We start from the raw sequence: 12,238 nt of genomic DNA on the forward strand, positions 1-12,238 counted from the left end.
CCACGAGCCGGGGGAGCGAGGCCAGGAGGATTCGTGTCCGCCATTATCCAGGCATTCAAGGACGTCGACCTGCGGAAGAAGATCATCTTCACGGTGCTGATGGTCATTCTCTACCGCATCGGTGCGCAGATCCCGTCACCCGGCGTCGACTATGCGTCGATCAGTGGTCGACTCCGTGAACTCACCCAGGAACAGGGCAGCGTCTACTCGCTCATCAACCTGTTCTCGGGTGGAGCGCTGCTGCAGCTGTCGATCTTCGCCATCGGCATCATGCCTTACATCACCGCGTCGATCATCACGCAGCTGCTGACCGTGGTCATCCCGCACTTCGAGGAACTGAAGAAGGAGGGGCAGTCCGGTCAGACCAAGATGACGCAGTACACGCGTTACCTCACGCTGGCACTGGCCCTCCTGCAGTCCGCCGGCATCGTCGCCCTCGCGGACCGCGAGCAGCTGCTCGGCCAGGGCATCTCCGTCCTCATCCCGGACCGCACGATCTGGGACCTCATCCTCCTGGTGGTCGTCATGACCTCGGGCGCGATCCTCGTCATGTGGCTCGGTGAGCTCATCACGGAGAAGGGCGTGGGCAACGGTATGTCCCTGCTCATCTTCGCCGGCATCGCCACCCGCCTGCCCACCGACGGCATGAACATCCTCCAGACCTCCGGTGGAGTGGTGTTCGCGGTCGTCCTGGCGGCGGTCATCGCCCTCGTCGTCGGCGTCGTCTTCGTCGAGCAGGGGCAGCGCCGCATCCCGGTGCAGTACGCCAAGCGCATGGTCGGTCGCCGTCAGTACGGCGGCACCTCCACCTACCTGCCGCTCAAGGTCAACCAGGCCGGCGTCATCCCGGTCATCTTCGCGTCCTCCCTGATCTACATGCCGGTGCTCATCACCGAGATAGTCAACTCCGGATCCGCCACGGCGGCCGACAACTGGTGGCAGCGCAACGTCATCCAGTACCTCATGACGCCCTCGTCCTGGCAGTACATCGTCGCGTACTTCGTCCTCATCATCTTCTTCTCCTACTTTTATGTCTCGGTTCAGTACGACCCGGCCGAGCAGGCGGATAACATGAAGAAGTACGGCGGTTTCATTCCGGGCATCCGCCCGGGACGGCCGACCGCGGAGTACCTCGGTTTCGTCATGAACCGACTGCTCTTCGTCGGTGCCGCCTACCTCGGCATCATTGCTGTTCTGCCGAACATCGCCCTCGACCTGGGTGTGGGTAACGCCAGCGCAGGTATGACGGCGTTCGGTGGTACCGCGATCCTCATTATGGTGTCGGTGGCCCTGACAACCGTGAAGCAGATTGAATCCCAGCTTCTCCAAAGCAACTACGAAGGACTCCTCAAATGAGACTTGTACTCCTCGGACCCCCCGGCGCCGGCAAGGGCACCCAGGCCGTTCTCCTCTCCGAGAAGCTGGGTGTGCCGCACATCTCCACCGGCGACCTCTTCCGCGCCAACATCGGCGAGGGCACCCCGCTCGGCGTGGAGGCCAAGGGCTACATCGACGCCGGCAAGCTCGTGCCGACCGATGTGACCGCGCGCATGGTCAAGTCCCGTCTCGAGGAGGCCGACGCAGCAGACGGCTTCCTCCTCGACGGCTTCCCCCGCACCGTCGAGCAGGCCGAGATCCTCCAGGACCTCCTCGCCGAGAAGGGCCAGAACCTCGACGGCGTGCTGAACTTCGTCGTGTCCGAGGACGTCGTCGTCGAGCGCATGCTCGCCCGCGGTCGTGCCGACGACAACGAGGAGACCATCCGCACCCGTCTCGGCGTCTACCGCGACGAGACCGCCCCGCTCATCGAGCACTACGGCGACCAGATCATCTCCATCGAGGCGGAGGGCGAGGTCGAGGAGATCAACGACCGCGCCATGGCAGCACTCGGCAAGTAAGACCCGCACCACCTTTTCGTCGGCCGCGTCCCGCACCCCCGGGCCGCGGCTGCACCATTTCCACAGGAGCCACCATGGGATTCCGTTCCAAGCGTCGCGTCATCGCGGCGAAGACCCCCGGCGAACTCGACGCCATGCAGGCCGCCGGTGAGATCGTCGGCAAGGCGCTGCAGGCGGTCAAGGCGGCGGCCGCGCCCGGCGTGAGCACGCTCGAGCTCGACCAGATCGCCGAGGCCACCATCCGCGACGCCGGAGCGGTCCCCAGTTTCCTCGGCTACCAGGGCTTCACCGGGTCCATCTGCGCCTCGCCCAACGACGTCATCGTCCACGGCATCCCGGCCGCCGACGTCGTCCTGCAGGAGGGAGACCTCCTCGCCGTCGACTGCGGTGCCACCTACGAGGGCTGGGTCGGCGACTCGGCGTGGACCTTCGGCATCGGGGAGCTGGACGAGGACGTCGAGAAGCTCAACCGGGCCACCGAGTGGGTCCTGTACGAGGGGCTCAAGGCGATGGTGCCGGGCAACCGCCTCACCGACGTCTCCCACGCCCTGGAGAAGGCGACCCGCGCGGCGGAGGAGAAGTTCGGCGTGATGCTGGGCATCGTCGACGGGTACGGCGGGCACGGCATCGGACGCACCATGCACGAGGAGCCCTTCCTGGCCAACGAGGGCCGCCCGGGTCGCGGGCCCCTCATCCAGGCGGGATCGGTGCTGGCCATCGAGCCGATGCTCACCCTCGGCACCACCGACTCCGCCGTGCTCGACGACGACTGGACCGTGGTCACCCTCGACGGCTCCTTCGCCTCCCACTGGGAACACACCGTCGCCGCCACCGACACGGGCCCGCGAATCCTCACCCCCAGGCGGTAGAAACCGCCTATCGGGTTTATACTCCTACGCATGCGTACCATCACCCGCCGTCTCGGCACCGCCTTCGCCTCTGTCGCCACCGCCGCCGCGCTCATCGCGGTGCCCGTCACCGCGCAGGCGCAGGACCTGTCCTCGCAGGTCGGCATCGACCAGCAGCAGGTGCGCGACGGTGCGTGGAACACCCGCAACCAGCTGCACCGGCAGGCCGGTAACCTCCCGGCCGGTTCCTCCGACGCGCTGACCGGCGCGGTCGACGGAGCCGTCGACGCCGCGTTCCCGGGCCTCATCCAGGAGCGCACCGCCCCCCGCCCGGCTCCGCGGGACACCTTCGACTACGGCCCGTGCCCGCGTGACGCCAAGGTCTGCGTCGACATCGACGGCAACCGCACCTGGCTGCAGAACGCCAACGGCAAGTACTACGGCCCCGCGTACCACGCCCCGGGCAAGCCGGGCCAGGAGACCCCGCGCGGCACCTTCCACGTCACCCGCAAGGTGAAGGACGAGGTGTCCTACCTCTTCGACATGGCCCCGATGCCGTACGCCGTGTACTTCACCAACAACGGCCACGCCTTCCACCAGGGCAACACCTACTACGAGTCCGCCGGCTGCATCCGCCTCGCCGAGCAGGACGCGATCAAGTACTTCAACGACCTGCAGGTCCGCGACAAGGTCTTCATCTACTAGTCGCCTGACCGGGGGTCCGACGGGGCGTCGACAAGCACGGTTGACCGGGGGAGTGCCAGTCGACGCCCGGTCGGGGGTTTGGTTTTCCACGCCACTGCAGGTAGGGTGTCTGTTTGGTGTCTATGCGAATGCATGCACACCGGCAGTAGATCTGTGAAATCAGCAGGTGCCACCCCATAAGGCACCAGGAATGTGGAGGATATGGCTAAGGAAGGCGCAATTGAGGTTGAGGGCCGCATCGTCGAGCCCCTGCCGAACGCAATGTTCCGTGTCGAGCTCGACAACGGGCACAAGGTTCTCGCTCACATCAGTGGCAAGATGCGCCAGCACTACATCCGTATCCTCCCCGAGGATCGCGTCGTTGTGGAGCTGTCTCCGTACGACCTGACCCGCGGACGCATCGTCTACCGCTACAAGTAAGACCAACCGCCTTCTTACTCACCGGCGTGGTCACGGAGCGCATCGCTGTGCTTCTTCACGCCCATTCACCTTCGGCCGCGGTGGCTGAAGCCTCACGAATCACGATCCATCGTCCGGTCATCGGTCCGGGCAAAGCATCGCCAGGTGGGGACGAGTAGGGAGAAAACCACCGTAAACAACCCGAAAGGTACGTACCACATGGCACGTCTTGCAGGTGTTGATCTTCCGCGCAACAAGCGCATGGAAGTCGCACTCACTTACATCTACGGCATCGGCCCCGCCCGTGCCGCCCAGCTTCTCGCAGAGACCGGCATCTCTCCCGACCTGCGCACCGACAACCTGTCCGATGACCAGGTTGCTGCCCTCCGTGACGTCATCGAGGCCTCCTGGAAGGTCGAGGGTGACCTCCGTCGCGAGGTTCAGGCCGACATCCGTCGCAAGATTGAGATCGGCTGCTACCAGGGTCTGCGCCACCGTCGTGGCCTGCCCGTCCGTGGCCAGCGCACCAAGACCAACGCGCGTACGCGTAAGGGTCCGAAGAAGACGATCGCCGGAAAGAAGAAGTAGAACATGCCTCCGAAGACTCGCTCTGGCGCGCGCCGCACTGGTCGTCGCGTCGTCAAGAAGAATGTGGCCCAGGGCCACGCCTACATCAAGTCCACCTTCAACAACACCATCGTGTCCATCACCGACACCAACGGTGCTGTCATCGCATGGGCCTCCTCCGGCCACGTCGGGTTCAAGGGCTCCCGTAAGTCCACCCCGTTCGCCGCGCAGATGGCTGCCGAGAACGCTGCCCGCAAGGCAATGGATCACGGCATGAAGAAGGTCGACGTGTTCGTCAAGGGTCCGGGCTCCGGCCGCGAGACCGCAATCCGTTCCCTCCAGGCCGCCGGCCTCGAGGTGTCCTCCATCTCGGACGTCACCCCCCAGCCGCACAACGGCTGCCGTCCGCCGAAGCGTCGTCGCGTCTAAGAAAGGAAGAGGTAACTTACCATGGCTCGTTACACCGGCCCTGTCACCCGTAAGTCCCGCCGCCTCCGCGTCGACCTCGTCGGCGGAGACATGGCATTCGAGCGTCGCCCCTACCCCCCGGGTCAGGCTGGCCGCGCCCGCATCAAGGAGTCCGAGTACCTCCTGCAGCTGCAGGAGAAGCAGAAGGCGAAGTACACCTACGGTGTGCTGGAGAAGCAGTTCCGTCGCTACTACGCCGAGGCGAACCGTCGCCCCGGCAAGACCGGTGACAACCTGCTCGTTCTGCTGGAGTCCCGCCTGGACAACGTCGTCTACCGTGCAGGCCTGGCCCGCACCCGTCGTCAGGCACGTCAGCTGGTCTCCCACGGCCACTTCCTCGTGAACGGCAAGAAGGTCAACGTTCCTTCTTTCCAGGTGTCCCAGTACGACATCATCGACGTTCGTGAGAAGTCCCAGAAGATGATCTGGTTCGAGGAGGCCCAGGACGGCCTCGTCGACGCTGTCGTCCCGGCCTGGCTGCAGGTCGTTCCGTCCACCCTGCGCATCCTCGTGCACCAGCTGCCCGAGCGCGCCCAGATCGACGTTCCGCTGCAGGAGCAGCTCATCGTCGAGCTCTACTCGAAGTAAGGCTTCTTTTCCGGACGGCCCCCGGGCCGCACCGGAAGAGGAATCCTCTTCATCAGCGTCTCACCCCCTCATTTTCCGACCGACGTCAAATAGCGGGCGTCGACAAAGGAGAGTCCCATGCTCATTTCCCAGCGTCCTGTGCTCACCGAGGAGTACATCGATTCCGCTCGTTCCCGGTTCGTCATCGAGCCGCTCGAGCCCGGCTTCGGCTACACCCTCGGCAACTCGCTGCGCCGTACCCTGCTGTCGTCCATCCCGGGCGCAGCCGTCACCTCCGTGAAGATCGACGGTATTCTCCACGAGTTCACCACGATCAACGGTGTGAAGGAGGATGTCTCCGAAATCATCCTCAACATCAAGGGTCTGGTCCTGTCCTCCGACTCCGACGAGCCGGTGGTCATGTACCTGAGCAAGGAAGGCCCGGGAGAGGTCACCGCCGGTGACATCCAGCCGCCGGCCGGTGTGGAGATCCACAACCCGGACATGCACATCGCCTCCCTCAATGAGCAGGCTCGTCTGGACATCGAGTTCATCGTCGAGCGTGGCCGCGGCTACGTTCCGGCGGCCACCACCGCCGGCGGCGGAGACATCGGCCGGATCCCGGTCGACCAGATCTACTCCCCGGTGCTCAAGGTCAGCTACAAGGTCGAGGCCACCCGTGTCGAGCAGCGCACGGACTTCGACAAGCTGATCATCGATGTCGAGACCAAGAACTCCATCACCGCCCGCGATGCCGTCGCATCCGCAGGTAAGACCCTCGTCGAGCTCTTCGGCCTGGCCCGTGAGCTCAACGTCGCCGCTGAAGGCATCGAGATCGGTCCCTCCCCGCAGGAGACCGAGTACATCGCCGCCTACGGCATGCCGATCGAGGACCTGAACTTCTCCGTCCGTTCCTACAACTGCCTGAAGCGGCAGGAGATCCACACCGTCGGTGAGCTCGCAGAGTGCACCGAGTCGGACCTGCTGGACATCCGCAACTTCGGCCAGAAGTCGATCAACGAGGTGAAGATCAAGCTCGCCGGCCTGGGCCTGACCCTGAAGGACGCCCCGGAGGACTTCGATCCGACCACCATCGAGGGCTACGACGCTGAGACCGGTGACTTCGTCGACACCGACGCCACCGCTGAGGATTCCGAGTAGCACGCCCCACCGGGTCCCCGTTCCACGGGACCCACGCGCTCACCACACACGTACCCGAGGAGTACCACAATGCCTACCCCTAAGAAGGGCGCCCGTCTCGGCGGCTCCGCGAGCAACCAGAAGAAGATCCTCTCTAACCTGGCTGCCTCGCTGTTCGAGCACGGCGCTATCAAGACCACCGACGCCAAGGCCAAGGCCCTGCGTCCGTACGCCGAGAAGCTGATCACCAAGGCCAAGGACGGCTCCGTCGCCGCCCGCCGCCAGGTGCTCGCCGAGGTTCCGCAGAAGGACGTCGTCGCCTACCTCTTCAACGAGCTGGCCCCGAAGTTCGAGAACCGTCAGGGTGGTTACACCCGCATCATCAAGCTGGAGAACCGCGCCGGCGACAACGCCCCGATGTCTCAGATCTCCCTCGTTCTCGAGGAGACCGTGAGCGCCGAGGCCACCCGCGCCACCCGCGCCGCCGCCTCCAAGAAGGCCGCCGAGGAGACCAAGGCCGACGAGGCTGAGGCTCCGGCCGAGGAGACCAACGACGAGAACGTCGAGGTCAACGCCGACGACACCGCCGCGGATCCGGTCGAGCCGGCCGAGGGCGACGTCGCTGCCGAGGCACCGGCCCAGGAGGGCTCCGTCGCCGAGGCCGAGGCTGACGCCAAGGCTGAGGAGACCAAGGAGACCGAGGAGAAGTAATTCTCCCCTCCGCTCACGCACCGCCCCACTCCCGTTCGTCGGGGGTGGGGCGGTGTCGTCGTTCACACCGGATACCCCTCGCGGTATAGGGGTGCCGGGCGTACGCTGGCACTCATGAAGCCCAACGAGTCCTCCACCGACCGCGCCGTGCGCGGTGTCGTCGCCGTCGTCGCCCTCATCGCCGCATTCCTGGTCTCCGGACCGCTGCGTATCGTCCTGTTCGTCGTGGCCGCCATCATGGCCGTCACCGCCGCCGTGGGCTTCTGCCCGATCTACCGCATCCTCGGGGTGGGCACCCGGAAATAGGGTTGTAGGCTGGGGTGATCATGAGTGACGATCAGCCGAGCCTGCGCCTGCGCCTCGACCTCGCGTACGACGGCACCGACTTCCACGGCTGGGCCCGCCAGAAGCAGGCCGGGTTGCGCACCGTGCAGGGCGTCCTCGAGGATGCCCTGTCGCTCATCCTGCGTACCGACGCCGCGCTCACCGTCGCCGGCCGCACCGATGCCGGCGTCCACGCCCACTGGCAGGTGGCGCACCTCGACGTGCCCGCCGCCAGCCTGGAGCAGCGCACCATCGCCGGTGATCCCACCCGTCTGGTGCGCCGCCTGGCCCGCCTGCTCCCCGAGGATGTCCGTGTCCACGCGGTGACCGCCGCGCCGGAGGGGTTCGACGCCCGTTTCTCCGCCCTGCGCCGCCACTACGTCTACCGGGTGACCACCCACTCGCGGGGCCCGCTGCCCACCCGCGCGCGGGACACCGCGCACTGGCTCAAGCCCGTGGACATGGGGAACATGCAGACCGCCGCGGACATCCTCATCGGCCTCCACGACTTCGCGGCCTTCTGCAAGCCGCGCGAGCACGCGACGACGATCCGCGAGTTGCAGGCCTTCACGTGGCACGACGTGTCCACCCGCCTGGAGCCGCAGACCTACGAGGCCCATGTCACCGCCGACGCGTTCTGCTGGAACATGGTGCGCTCGCTGGTGGGGACGTGCCTGACGGTGGGGGAGGGGCGTCGTGACGCATCGTTGCCCGCCGCACTGCTCACCGAGACGCAGCGGTCGTCCGTCATCCCGCTGGCCCCGGCGAAGGGGCTGAGCCTCGTCGGCGTGGACTATCCGCCGGACGAGCAGCTGGCCGCGCGCACGGATGTCACCCGTGACCGGCGGAGCCTGTGACAGTTCCGGTCACTTGGGTTGTAGAGTAATCCGTGGTTTTACGTTCAATGGCCTGACAGAAAGGTGCCCGGGGTGGAGACATCGACGCTGGTGCTCATCGCGGCGCTGGTGTTCACCGTGCCCGGCGCGTCCCTGGGATGGATCTCCGGGTTGCGTCTGCCGTGGGCGCTGGCCGGCTCTATCCCCGTCACCTTCGGCCTCTACGGCCTGGCGGGCTGGATCCTCGGCCAGCTGGACATCCGTTTCGACTGGCTGTCGTTCGCGGTCTTCTGGGCCCTGTGCGCCCTGGTCGCAGGCCTGTGGCGGGGGGCGTTCCTGCTCGCTTCCCGACGCCGCCCCCGCCGCCGTCATCACGTCCCCGCGGAGGACGCCGCCCCCGGATCGACCGCGCTGAGCGCGGCGACGGGCGCGGAGGACGTCGATAAGCGGCGGGCCCGGTGGTGGCGGACCCGGCAGGGCCGACAGGGCGGGCTGCTGGATCCGGCGTGGATCCTGCCGTTCGCCGGTGTGGTGACCGGCATGTGGCTCATCATCGACCACAGCATGAAGCTGTTCGAGGAGGTGCCGCGCGGGCTGGGAAATATCGTCCAGGGTTGGGACGTGCACTGGCACGCCTCGATGGTGCGGTGGTTCATGGACGCCGGCATCGGCGATCCCACCCGCATGGGCGAACTGCGCCACATCGAGACCGGCAATGACCTGTACTACCCCTCGGCGTGGCACATCGGTGCCGGGCTGGCGGGGCAGGCCGCGAACATCACCCCCATCGAGGCACTCAACCTCACGAGCGTGGTGCTGCCGGGCATGCTGCTGCCGCTGTCGGTGGCGCTCATCGCGTGGAAGCTCATCGGCAGGGTGGGGCTGACGGCGCAGATCGCGGCGGGTATCGCCGGAATCGCGATCTTCGCGTCGCCGGTGCTCATGTGGATCGGCACGTACACCGGCATGTGGCCGTACCTGGCGTCGATGTCCGCCGTCGGTGTGGTCATCGGCCTGTTCATGCACGTGCCCTACCGCCCGGTGGCGGCGCTGGCGGCGATGCTGGCGTTCACCGGTGTGGTGCAGATGCACCCGGCGCCGGTCACCGTCGTGGTCCTCGCCCTGGCGCTGTGGTGGCTGTTGTACCTCGTGTGGGCACCCTCCCGTCGTCCGGTGTCCGCCCGGGATGCGGTGCTGGTGCGCCTGCAGGATGTCGGCTGGCTGGCCCTGTCCGGCGGGCTCGGCGTGGCCATCCTCCTGCCGCAGCTGCTCAGTGGCTCCGAGGCGACGGAGGAGGTCTCCTCCTGGACGGCCGTCGAGGACGTCACCCGCGGCGAGTCGTGGGAGATGGCGATCCAGATGCAGACCCGCCACACGGATTTCTTCCCGGACCTCAACCAGACGTTGCTCATGTGGCTGGCCGGATTCGGGGCCGTGGCGCTGCTCGTGTGGCGCCGTAACCTGTGGGCGCCGCTGTTCTGGTTCCTCTCCGTGGCGATGACCGCCAACGCGCTGCTGCCCTTCGACACGATGTGGGGCGAGTGGCTGGCGATCGTCGGCAACCTGCACTACGCGACGGCGCACCGCCTCGTCATGTCGGTCGCCCTGTTCACCTTCGCCGCGGCGGCGGTGGGCGTGGCCATCATCATCCGCCTGCTCTCCCTGGCACCGCTGCGCATGACGTCCCCGTGGACGCAGGTGTCCGTCGCCGTTTCCCTCATCCTGGCGCTCGGTGCCGGCTGGGGCACCTACGTGTGGACCACCCGGGACACCGTCATCGAGGGTCTCGAGCCGTCCATGAACGGCCCGCGCCACGACGACCGCATGGTCTCCGAGGCCGACATCCGCGCCTTCGACTGGCTTTCCGGGCAGCCCGACGCCTACGAGGGCACCATCTTCGGAGAGCCGGCGGACGGGCACGGCTGGATGTACGCCTACAACGGCCTGCCCTCGGTCATGCGCCACTACCTGTGGCCGCACGTCCACCGCACCTCCGACACCGACCTCCTCTACTGGCACCCCGACCTGATCGGCGCGGGCAACCACGGTGACCCGGACCAGGAGAACAACGTCGACAAGGCCGCCCAACGGATGGACGTGAAGTACTACTTCGTCTCCCCGTGGAGCTTCTGGGCCTTCCAGGAGCCGCGCTTCGAGATGATCGACGGGCTGTGGCACACCCCGGGCGTCACCCCGGTGTACCGGGACCAGAACGTCGCCATCTTCGCCGTCAACCAGCAGTTCACCGACGAGGAGATCCTCGGCATGCGCGAGCCGGGCAACTCGCCGGAGGAGCTGCCGCCGCTGCCCCTCGACGCCGCGGGCAACCCGGTGATCCACCGGCCCTCCAAGCCGGACTCGGGTGGCGACGCCCCGCTGGAGGCCCCCGGCAACCCGGCGCTCGACGCCCCTCCGGTTGAGATCCCCGGCACCCGCCCTTAGTCTGACGCGGTAAGCAATTCACTGTCATCAAGGGGGAGATGGCATGAGGCAGACTGTGCTGCCGACGACGCGCGCGCAGGTGTCCGGGCACCGGTTCCTGCGCCGCCGCGTGGAACACGGCCTGGTGTTCGGCGACATCCGCATGATCCACGATCCGTTGGCCGCCCGCAGTCGGGCGCTGCTGTTCGGGGTGGTGGCCGTCGTGATGATCTCGTTGGGTGCCGGGTTGCTGGCCTGGCTGCGCCCGGCGGCCGACCCGGGGGACGCCCCGATCCTGCAGACCGCGGACGGGGCATTGTTCGTGCGTGTCGACGACCGCGTCCACCCCGTCACCAACCTCGCCTCCGCGCGGCTCATCGCCGGGGAGCCGGCGGACCCCGCGCGGATCGGGGACGGGGTGCTCGGGGAGATCGACCGCGGCGTGCCCCTCGGGGTGCACCCCGCGCCCCTGCTCATCGACGGCGGGCCGGTGGACGAGGACCCGCAGTGGTCGGTGTGCTCCGGGGCAGGCACTGTCACCGTCGCGGTGGGCAGGCACACGAATCCGCTCGGCGGGCACCGCGGGGTGGTGGCCGCCGGCGCGGGCGCGGACTGGCTGCTCACCGTCGACGGGCGTCACCAGCTCCCGCACCCGGAGTCCCCGGAGGGCCGCATGGTGCGCCGCGCGCTGGGCATCACCCCGGACACCCCACGGTGGGAGCCTCCCGTGGAGGTGCTCTCGGCTGTGACGGAACGCGACCCGATCACGCTGCCCGAGTTGCCCGCCGAGATCCTCGACACCGGGGCCGGGCTGTGGGCTGTGCTGCCGGAGGGGGTGGCCCCGGTGACCGGGGTGCAGGCGGAGATCCTCGCGGAGGCCGGGGTGGGGCGCCGGACGGTGCTGCGGGAGGCCCTCGCCGGCTACCCCGACGCCCCCTATGACCTGCGCCTGCCGGCCGTGGCCCCGCTCTTCCTTGACCCGGCGGAGCTCACGGTGTGCGCCACCGACGGCCGGGTGGGCACCCTGCATTCGGTGGCCAGCCCGGTGACGTTGGCGGGGGAGGGCGTAGCCGATGAGTTCCGCAGCGACACCCGCTCTGCCCGGGCGGTGGACACCGGCCACGGCCATCACCTCATCGACGCCACCGGCCTACGTCATCCCGTGCCGGAGCGGGCGGATCTGGCGGCGCTGGGGCTGGATGCACCGGTGTCGGCACCGTGGTCGGTCGTCCGCCTGCTGCCGGAGGGTCCGCCGCTCAGCCGGGAGGCGGCGTCCCGGGCCAGCTACTGAAGGGCGGGCTGCAGAAGCTGACGTACAGACATGTGGCGAACAGGGGAAATGCAGCGAATTGAA

General features: G+C 67.5%; 14 protein-coding genes. All 14 read left to right on the plus strand.

Annotated features, from left to right (window positions below):
- Positions 1-33 precede the first annotated feature (33 nt).
- The 14 genes from secY to eccB all read left to right on the plus strand — a co-directional run bounded on the left by secY (position 34) and on the right by eccB (position 12,175).
- A complete protein-coding gene (gene secY, locus B9Y70_RS06395) occupies positions 34-1,356 on the plus strand; it encodes a preprotein translocase subunit SecY (protein WP_085549439.1) in 1,323 nt (440 codons plus the stop codon).
- Positions 1,353-1,898, plus strand: a complete 546-nt coding sequence (locus B9Y70_RS06400) for an adenylate kinase (protein WP_085549440.1) — start codon at positions 1,353-1,355, stop codon at positions 1,896-1,898. Before secY ends, B9Y70_RS06400 begins: the two co-directional genes overlap by 4 nt.
- 74 nt (positions 1,899-1,972) lie before the next feature.
- On the plus strand, positions 1,973-2,767 hold the full coding sequence (map, locus tag B9Y70_RS06405) for a type I methionyl aminopeptidase (protein WP_085549441.1): 795 nt from the start codon (positions 1,973-1,975) through the stop codon (positions 2,765-2,767).
- Between the two features lie 30 nt (positions 2,768-2,797).
- Positions 2,798-3,451 (plus strand): L,D-transpeptidase, encoded by a 654-nt coding sequence (locus B9Y70_RS06410; protein WP_085549442.1) that lies wholly within the window; start codon positions 2,798-2,800, stop codon positions 3,449-3,451.
- 201 nt (positions 3,452-3,652) lie between these two features.
- Positions 3,653-3,871 carry a translation initiation factor IF-1 gene (gene infA / locus B9Y70_RS06415; RefSeq protein ID WP_003854422.1) on the plus strand — a complete coding sequence of 73 codons (219 nt, stop codon included), beginning with the start codon at positions 3,653-3,655 and terminating at the stop codon, positions 3,869-3,871.
- A gap of 198 nt (positions 3,872-4,069) precedes the next feature.
- Positions 4,070-4,438, plus strand: a complete 369-nt coding sequence (rpsM, locus tag B9Y70_RS06420) for a 30S ribosomal protein S13 (protein WP_085549443.1) — start codon at positions 4,070-4,072, stop codon at positions 4,436-4,438.
- Between the two features lie 3 nt (positions 4,439-4,441).
- Positions 4,442-4,846, plus strand: a complete 405-nt coding sequence (gene rpsK / locus B9Y70_RS06425; protein WP_085549444.1) for a 30S ribosomal protein S11 — start codon at positions 4,442-4,444, stop codon at positions 4,844-4,846.
- Between the two features lie 21 nt (positions 4,847-4,867).
- Positions 4,868-5,473, plus strand: a complete 606-nt coding sequence (rpsD, locus tag B9Y70_RS06430) for a 30S ribosomal protein S4 (RefSeq protein WP_085549445.1) — start codon at positions 4,868-4,870, stop codon at positions 5,471-5,473.
- 117 nt (positions 5,474-5,590) lie between these two features.
- Positions 5,591-6,613, plus strand: a complete 1,023-nt coding sequence (locus B9Y70_RS06435) for a DNA-directed RNA polymerase subunit alpha (protein ID WP_085549446.1) — start codon at positions 5,591-5,593, stop codon at positions 6,611-6,613.
- A gap of 69 nt (positions 6,614-6,682) precedes the next feature.
- On the plus strand, positions 6,683-7,303 hold the full coding sequence (gene rplQ / locus B9Y70_RS06440) for a 50S ribosomal protein L17 (RefSeq protein WP_085549447.1): 621 nt from the start codon (positions 6,683-6,685) through the stop codon (positions 7,301-7,303).
- A 114-nt stretch (positions 7,304-7,417) separates the two neighbouring features.
- Complete coding sequence (locus B9Y70_RS06445) at positions 7,418-7,609, plus strand: YgaP family membrane protein (RefSeq protein ID WP_085549448.1); 192 nt, start codon at positions 7,418-7,420, stop codon at positions 7,607-7,609.
- A 20-nt stretch (positions 7,610-7,629) separates the two neighbouring features.
- Positions 7,630-8,484 carry a tRNA pseudouridine(38-40) synthase TruA gene (gene truA, locus B9Y70_RS06450; RefSeq protein ID WP_085549635.1) on the plus strand — a complete coding sequence of 285 codons (855 nt, stop codon included), beginning with the start codon at positions 7,630-7,632 and terminating at the stop codon, positions 8,482-8,484.
- Between the two features lie 72 nt (positions 8,485-8,556).
- Positions 8,557-10,905 (plus strand): DUF6541 family protein, encoded by a 2,349-nt coding sequence (locus tag B9Y70_RS06455; RefSeq protein ID WP_085549449.1) that lies wholly within the window; start codon positions 8,557-8,559, stop codon positions 10,903-10,905.
- Between the two features lie 43 nt (positions 10,906-10,948).
- A complete protein-coding gene (gene eccB / locus B9Y70_RS06460; protein WP_085549450.1) occupies positions 10,949-12,175 on the plus strand; it encodes a type VII secretion protein EccB in 1,227 nt (408 codons plus the stop codon).
- The last annotated feature ends 63 nt before the right edge of the window (positions 12,176-12,238 follow it).

Origin of the sequence: Corynebacterium pollutisoli (assembly GCF_900177745.1) — a bacterium.
Taxonomy (GTDB): domain Bacteria; phylum Actinomycetota; class Actinomycetes; order Mycobacteriales; family Mycobacteriaceae; genus Corynebacterium; species Corynebacterium pollutisoli.

What these genes read in the sequence shown, in the direction of transcription:
- infA (WP_003854422.1), top strand. Translation starts at nt 3,653, where the DNA reads ATGGCTAAGGAAGGCGCAATTGAGGTTGAGGGCCGCATCGTCGAGCCC.
- rpsK (WP_085549444.1), top strand. Translation starts at nt 4,442, where the DNA reads ATGCCTCCGAAGACTCGCTCTGGCGCGCGCCGCACTGGTCGTCGCGTC.
- rplQ (WP_085549447.1), top strand. Translation starts at nt 6,683, where the DNA reads ATGCCTACCCCTAAGAAGGGCGCCCGTCTCGGCGGCTCCGCGAGCAAC.
- B9Y70_RS06435 (WP_085549446.1), top strand. Translation starts at nt 5,591, where the DNA reads ATGCTCATTTCCCAGCGTCCTGTGCTCACCGAGGAGTACATCGATTCC.
- map (WP_085549441.1), top strand. Translation starts at nt 1,973, where the DNA reads ATGGGATTCCGTTCCAAGCGTCGCGTCATCGCGGCGAAGACCCCCGGC.
- B9Y70_RS06445 (WP_085549448.1), top strand. Translation starts at nt 7,418, where the DNA reads ATGAAGCCCAACGAGTCCTCCACCGACCGCGCCGTGCGCGGTGTCGTC.
- truA (WP_085549635.1), top strand. Translation starts at nt 7,630, where the DNA reads ATGAGTGACGATCAGCCGAGCCTGCGCCTGCGCCTCGACCTCGCGTAC.
- rpsM (WP_085549443.1), top strand. Translation starts at nt 4,070, where the DNA reads ATGGCACGTCTTGCAGGTGTTGATCTTCCGCGCAACAAGCGCATGGAA.
- B9Y70_RS06410 (WP_085549442.1), top strand. Translation starts at nt 2,798, where the DNA reads ATGCGTACCATCACCCGCCGTCTCGGCACCGCCTTCGCCTCTGTCGCC.
- B9Y70_RS06400 (WP_085549440.1), top strand. Translation starts at nt 1,353, where the DNA reads ATGAGACTTGTACTCCTCGGACCCCCCGGCGCCGGCAAGGGCACCCAG.
- eccB (WP_085549450.1), top strand. Translation starts at nt 10,949, where the DNA reads ATGAGGCAGACTGTGCTGCCGACGACGCGCGCGCAGGTGTCCGGGCAC.
- rpsD (WP_085549445.1), top strand. Translation starts at nt 4,868, where the DNA reads ATGGCTCGTTACACCGGCCCTGTCACCCGTAAGTCCCGCCGCCTCCGC.